Raw genomic sequence first — 6,806 nt, forward strand, 5'->3', positions numbered from 1 at the left:
CCGATGTTTGCGTAGAACCGAGTTTTTTTAGATTAAAGCGTCTACTATCACTATTATAACTAAGTGTATTCATGTATAATCGGAATTGAGAGCGAGGTGAAATTGTGAACTATTTCAATGCGATACATACAGTTATCAATTCCATTTTAACTACTAATCATTTATTCAATAATCTATCTCAGATTGTAACGAGTCCATTAATATCACTTATATTAACGTGTATCATTTTTTTAGGCTTTTTATATCAATTGTATTCGAAGCGTATTAATTTTGCAGGAATTATCGCAATGCTTGCACTTTTAATTCTCTTCCTCGGTTTTTTAATTAACGGTGATGTTAATCTTATTTCTGTATTGCTATTCTTCGTTGGAGCAATACTCGTTATTATCGAATTATTTGTCATTGGCGCAGTCATAGGTATTATTGGCATATCATTGATTATACTTAGCATCATTATGTTAGGAGATAACATTCTTTTAATGCTATTAAATGTTGTGATTGCATCAATATTGGCAATTATTGAATGGGTGATATTAGTGAAATGGTTTAAAAGGAGAATTCCGTTTTTAGATAAAGTTGTGTTAAAAGATTCTACTAATTCAGAAGCAGGATATAGATCTCACGATGATCGTTCTCATTTAGTTGGTCAAACAGCTCGTACTGTGACAGATTTAAGACCTGCAGGAATTATAACGCTTGATAATGAAAGAATAGATGCCGTATCAGATGGCGCTTTCATTTTAAGAAATAAAGAAGTTAAAATTCTTGAGGTAGAAGGATCTAGAGTTGTTGTTAGAGAAATTGAAAACACATAAAGGAGTGGTTAAATGTTTGGATTAGGCATTATAGTGATTGCAGTTATTATTGTTATTGCATTATTAGTGCTATTCTCATTTGTTCCAGTAGGACTTTGGATATCTGCAATTGCTGCTGGAGTTAAAGTAGGTATTGGAACATTGGTAGGTATGAGATTACGTCGAGTATCTCCACGTAAGGTAATTGGTCCATTAATTAAAGCGCATAAAGCTGGTTTAAACCTTACAACAAATCAATTAGAATCACATTATTTAGCGGGTGGTAATGTCGATAGAGTCGTCGATGCGAATATAGCTGCTCAACGTGCAGACATTAACTTACCATTCGAACGTGGTGCAGCGATTGACTTGGCTGGACGTGACGTATTAGAAGCTGTTCAAATGTCTGTTAATCCTAAAGTAATTGAAACACCGTTTATAACTGGTGTAGCAATGAATGGTATAGAAGTTAAAGCGAAAGCTAGAATTACAGTACGCGCCAACATCTCTCGTTTAGTTGGTGGTGCAGGAGAAGAAACAATCATTGCTCGTGTAGGTGAAGGTATTGTTTCTACTATTGGTTCAAGTGAGCATCATACACAAGTACTAGAGAACCCTGATAACATTTCTAAGACTGTCTTAAGTAAAGGTCTTGATTCAGGTACTGCGTTCGAAATTTTATCTATCGATATAGCTGACGTAGATATTGGTAAAAATATTGGTGCTGACTTACAAACAGAACAAGCACTTGCAGACAAGAATATTGCGCAAGCGAAAGCTGAAGAACGCCGTGCTATGGCCGTAGCTTCTGAACAAGAAATGAAAGCGCGTGTTCAAGAAATGCGTGCTAAAGTGGTTGAAGCTGAATCTGAAGTTCCTCTTGCAATGGCAGAAGCTTTACGTGAAGGTAATATGGGTGTCAAAGATTACTACAACCTAAAAAATGTAGAAGCTGACACTGGTATGAGAAATGCGATAAATAAACGTACTGAACAAAATGAAGATGAATCACCAAAGTAAATGTTAAGGGGTGATTAGATGAATATTGGTATTATAATTTTTATAATATCCATTATTGTAGCAGGTATTAGTGCGATGAGGGATAAGAGTCATGAGCAAAGAAAAAATCAGAGACCACCACAACATAAGCCAACAACGTCTGATAAAAAAGAGGCGCAAGGGAAAGGTTTCTTTGAGCAAATAGAAGAAGCATTTAGTGAATTAGAAAAAGAATTTACTAATGATGATGAACCCTCTAAACAACAAAAGAAAACCGCACAACAAGAATCAAAACGCGTTTATCAAGATAAAGAACTTGAAAAAGAAATTATTGAGGAAAGTGTACCTGAAGAATTAGAGCGTTCTAATAGGCAACGTAATAGATTTGAAAGGGAAGCGCGCCAATCAACCAATACACGTGAGCGTACTAGAGATGTTAATCATCTGCAAAAAGAACTTGAAAAACAACTCGTAGACGACTTATATAATGTACGCTCAGAAATTGATCGTGAAAAAGAAAAGCAACTTACAAGAATTGAAAATAAAGCAAGAGCGATTATTAATGATAAAAATTTATCTGAACGTACTAAACGTTATAGATTGAAGCAATTGTTAAATAGTAAGTTAATTGAACAAGATATGACACATCAAAAATTTCAATTTGATAATGATCCAGTCGTCAATGGTATTCTTTGGCAAGAAATTCTCAATAAACCTAAGCAATTATGATTAATATTTTAACCCGAAATTCATTTTCACATGATTTTCGGGTTATTTTTCTAATAAATATTAAAAGCTTATACTACAATTTAATAAAAAAGACACACTAAGCCAAATAAATTTGTATACTTTAACAGACTTTAGTAAAATTTAAATGAAAGTTAATTTACTAAAGTAACTTAAATCTTAGCTTTTTAAAGATTTAGATATCATGTTTTATTTTTAAAACATAAGTGAACTAATATAATCTAAATATATACATTGTTTAGTGAAAAGGAGCGCTTATATGCCAGGAATAATTCAAATAGACGACATTAATCATTCTCAAGCACTGTTAGGTAATAATGATGAACATATTAATGCGATTGAGGAAGCGTTTGATGTCGAAATACATGCTCGTGGCCAAGAAGTAGCAGTTAAAGGTCAAAAATTAGAGCTTGTAGAAAAATCAGAATTAGTTCTTAAAAATTTATTAAAAGTCATTGAAATGGGCAACACCATAACTTTAAAAGATGTTGAAGCTGCTATAAAAATGGCTGAAAATGATACGATACATCATCTCATCGATTTATATGATGAAGAAATTACAAAAGATGCTTTTGGAAAGACGATAAGAGCAAAAACGATGGGCCAAAGATTATACATTAATGCTATGAAAAACAATGACCTAGTCTTTGGAATTGGGCCTGCAGGTACGGGTAAAACATTTTTAGCGGTGGTGTATGCAGCTAAACAGCTTAGAAAAGGTGCAGTTAAACGTATTGTATTAACAAGACCTGCTGTAGAAGCTGGGGAGTCTCTAGGATTTTTACCTGGTGATTTAAAAGAAAAAGTAGATCCTTATTTGAGACCTCTTTATGATGGGTTAAATACAGTATTGGGTAGAGAACAAACTGCACGATTTATCGAGAGAGGCACAATCGAAATTGCACCATTAGCCTATATGCGTGGCCGTACACTTGATGATGCTTTTGTCATTTTAGATGAAGCTCAAAATACAACGCATGCGCAAATGAAAATGTTCTTAACACGATTAGGATTTGGCTCTAAAATGGTAGTTACAGGAGATCAAACTCAAATTGATTTACCTAAAGGCGTCAAAAGTGGATTAAAAGAAGCAGTCAAAAAATTACATGGGGTTAAAGGAATTAATATTATGCAATTAGATCAAAGTGATGTTGTAAGACACCCATTAGTAAGTAAAATAATTGATCGCTATGAAGGAGACATTTAAATGTTTACAATTGATTTTAATGATCATACAGACCTTGTAGAAGAAACTTGGTATCAACAAATTGATGACTTACTTAATTTTGCTAAAGAACAAGAACAAATCGAAGAAGACGCTGAGCTTTCTGTTACTTTTGTTGATAAGAGTGAAATTCAAGAAATCAATAAAACATATCGAGATAAAGATAAAGTAACTGATGTAATTTCGTTTGCACTTGAAGAAGATGAACCTGAAATTATTGGTTTAGACATGCCAAGGGTTCTTGGAGATATCATCATCTGTACAGATGTAGCTAAAGACCAAGCTGATTCATATGGCCATTCTTTTGAAAGAGAATTAGGTTTTCTAGCACTACATGGTTTTTTACATTTATTAGGTTATGATCATATGAACGAAGAAGATGAAAAAGAAATGTTTGGACGTCAAGAGACAATATTAAATGCATATGGATTGACTAGAGATTAAGCAATTAAAACGTTTCAAATATACGTTTGATGGGTTTAAGACACTTCTTCTAAAAGATCATAATTATTTACTACATATTGTGATTGCGATTATAACTATCATTTTAGGTTATATCTGCCAATTAAGTGCAACTGAATGGTTATTTATAATATTGGCTATCTTCTTAGTACTTACGATAGAAGCAGTTAATACTGCAATAGAATGTGTAGTTGATTTAGTCACAAGTGACTATCATGAACTTGCTAAGCAAGCTAAAGATATCGCTGCGTTTAGTGTTATGTTAGCATCAATTTTCGCATTAATAACTGGATTAGTTATTTTTTTACCACATATTTTTTAATATTAAAGGGGATGTTTTGATGAGTTATCAATCACATTATTTTCAAGAGGCACGAGAAGCTCAAAGTCGGGCATACGTGCCATATAGTCAATTTAAAGTAGGTGCTTATTTAAAGACTAAAGATGGTCGAACATTTTATGGTGCCAACGTTGAAAATGCAGCCTATCCTGCTACAATTTGTGCCGAACGTTCAAGTTTAGTAGCAGCCATATCTGAAGGTTATCGACCTGGTGACTTTGAATCAATAACTGTAACGGTTGATGCTGAAAAGCCATCATCACCTTGTGGAACATGTAGACAAGTTCTTAAAGAATTATGTGATGATGATATGCCAGTATATATGACGAATCATAAAGGGGAATTACTTGAGTCAACTGTGGGCGAACTGTTACCACATGGCTTTTCAGGAAAGGATTTAGAATAGATGACAGAACATAAGTCAGGATTTGTATCAATTATAGGAAGACCCAATGTAGGTAAATCTACATTTATGAATAGAGTAATCGGACATAAAATTGCAATTATGTCTGATAAAGCTCAAACTACACGTAATAAAATCCAAGGTGTAATGACTCGAGACGATGCGCAAATCATCTTCTTAGATACACCTGGCATTCATAAACCTAAACACAAATTAGGTGATTATATGATGCGTGTAGCTAAAAATACATTATCTGAAATTGATGCAATCATGTTCATGGTTAATGTAAATGAAGAAATTGGGCGTGGCGATGAATATATCATGGAAATGCTAAAAAACGTTAAAACGCCAGTTTTCTTAGTGCTAAATAAAATTGATTTAGTACACCCAGATGCTTTAATGCCTAGAATAGAACAATATCAACAATATATGGATTTCACTGAAATCGTGCCAATCTCCGCATTAGAAGGATTGAATGTCGATCACTTTATAGATGTACTGAAACGTTATTTACCTGAAGGGCCAAAGTATTATCCGGACGATCAAATTTCAGATCACCCTGAACAGTTTGTTGTAAGTGAAATTATACGTGAAAAGATTTTACATTTAACGAGTGAAGAAATTCCTCATGCAATCGGCGTTAATGTAGATAGAATGATTAAAGAAAGTGAAGAACGTGTCAGAGTAGAAGCTACTATTTTCGTTGAGAGAGATTCACAAAAAGGTATAGTCATCGGAAAGGGTGGCAAAAAATTAAAAGAAGTAGGTAAAAGAGCAAGACATGATATCGAAATGTTATTAGGCTCAAAAGTGTATTTAGAACTTTGGGTAAAAGTTCAGAAAGATTGGCGTAATAAAGTTAATTTCATCCGTCAAATGGGATATATCGAAGATCAAGATTAATGGATCGAAGTTAGAAGGGTCGTGATACTATGCTCGAAAAACAAAAAGGAATCATTATAAAGTCCGTAGATTATGGAGAATCTGATAAAATTATTACAATTTTAAACGAGCATGGTGCCAAAATACCATTGATGGTTAGACGAGCCAAAAAATCAAAAACAGGTTTACAAGCCCATACGCAACTCTTTGTGTATGGCTTATTTATTTATAATAAATGGAAAGGTATGGGGACTTTAAGTTCAGTAGATGTAATTAATCAATATTACGATTTACGGTTGGATATATTTAATAGTAGCTATGCAACATTGTGTGTTGAGGCCATTGAGCGTTCAATGGATAGCGATGACATTTCTCCATTCCATTATAAACTGTTACACTTTGTACTCGAAAAAATTTCATCTGGAAATTCAGCGCAACTTATGTCCATTATAGTAATGTTAAAATGTATGAATCGCTTCGGTTTTACAGCATTTTTTAATCATTCAGCTATTTCAGGTAGTTATGATCAATCACAATTAGCTGCATATAGTTTTATTTATGATGGAACGATTCTTGAATCAGAATTATATAAAGATCCACATGCTTTACGTATATCTAACAAAACATTATATTTATTAGATGTCTTACAAAAATTGCCTATAGATAAAATGAATCACTTTAATATTAGTCAAAGCATTCTGGATGAAATGTCGGAACTGCTTCTATTAATATACAAAGAATATGCAGGCATGTACTTTAAAGGTCAAAAGTTAATCAATCAATTGAAACGAATTGAATATTGATAAATCTTCCAATATAAACACAAAAAGAGTCTGGGACATAAATAATATAATGAAGCTATTTAGCAAATTCGCAGTAGCTGACTGAACTGAGAAGGCGCTTAAATCAAGCTTTTCTCAGTTCTAGTCATCCTTGCGGGCGGGGCCCCAACAA

The 6,806-nt window shown here is 33.3% G+C and carries 9 protein-coding genes; all 9 read left to right on the forward strand.

Features of this window, described 5'->3' with window-relative positions; genetic code table 11:
- Positions 1–143 precede the first annotated feature (143 nt).
- The 9 genes from KA858_RS12390 (at position 144) to recO (ending at position 6,655) form a co-directional block, all read left to right on the forward strand.
- Positions 144–815 (forward strand): NfeD family protein, encoded by a 672-nt coding sequence (locus KA858_RS12390; RefSeq protein ID WP_481906478.1) that lies wholly within the window; start codon positions 144–146, stop codon positions 813–815.
- Positions 816–827: 12 nt separating this feature from the next.
- Positions 828–1,814, forward strand: coding sequence for a flotillin-like protein FloA (gene floA / locus KA858_RS12395; protein ID WP_053029522.1), 987 nt, complete (start codon positions 828–830; stop codon positions 1,812–1,814).
- An 18-nt stretch (positions 1,815–1,832) separates the two neighbouring features.
- The gene (locus tag KA858_RS12400; protein WP_210135833.1) at positions 1,833–2,522 is read left to right on the forward strand and encodes a hypothetical protein; all 690 of its coding nucleotides are present in this window, start codon (positions 1,833–1,835) and stop codon (positions 2,520–2,522) included.
- A gap of 277 nt (positions 2,523–2,799) precedes the next feature.
- Positions 2,800–3,747, forward strand: coding sequence for a PhoH family protein (locus KA858_RS12405; RefSeq protein ID WP_107629539.1), 948 nt, complete (start codon positions 2,800–2,802; stop codon positions 3,745–3,747).
- A complete protein-coding gene (gene ybeY, locus KA858_RS12410) occupies positions 3,748–4,209 on the forward strand; it encodes an rRNA maturation RNase YbeY (RefSeq protein WP_070854954.1) in 462 nt (153 codons plus the stop codon).
- Complete coding sequence (locus KA858_RS12415; protein ID WP_053029518.1) at positions 4,205–4,549, forward strand: diacylglycerol kinase family protein; 345 nt, start codon at positions 4,205–4,207, stop codon at positions 4,547–4,549. Before ybeY ends, KA858_RS12415 begins: the two co-directional genes overlap by 5 nt.
- Before the next feature lie 19 nt (positions 4,550–4,568).
- Positions 4,569–4,973, forward strand: a complete 405-nt coding sequence (gene cdd, locus KA858_RS12420) for a cytidine deaminase (RefSeq protein WP_070854955.1) — start codon at positions 4,569–4,571, stop codon at positions 4,971–4,973.
- Positions 4,974–5,873: a GTPase Era gene (gene era / locus KA858_RS12425; protein ID WP_053029516.1), complete on the forward strand. Its 900-nt coding sequence runs from the start codon at positions 4,974–4,976 to the stop codon at positions 5,871–5,873.
- A gap of 29 nt (positions 5,874–5,902) precedes the next feature.
- On the forward strand, positions 5,903–6,655 hold the full coding sequence (gene recO, locus KA858_RS12430; protein ID WP_210135834.1) for a DNA repair protein RecO: 753 nt from the start codon (positions 5,903–5,905) through the stop codon (positions 6,653–6,655).
- Positions 6,656–6,806 lie beyond the last annotated feature (151 nt).

The organism is Staphylococcus sp. GDX8P80P, from assembly GCF_017893095.1.
GTDB lineage: Bacteria > Bacillota > Bacilli > Staphylococcales > Staphylococcaceae > Staphylococcus > Staphylococcus borealis.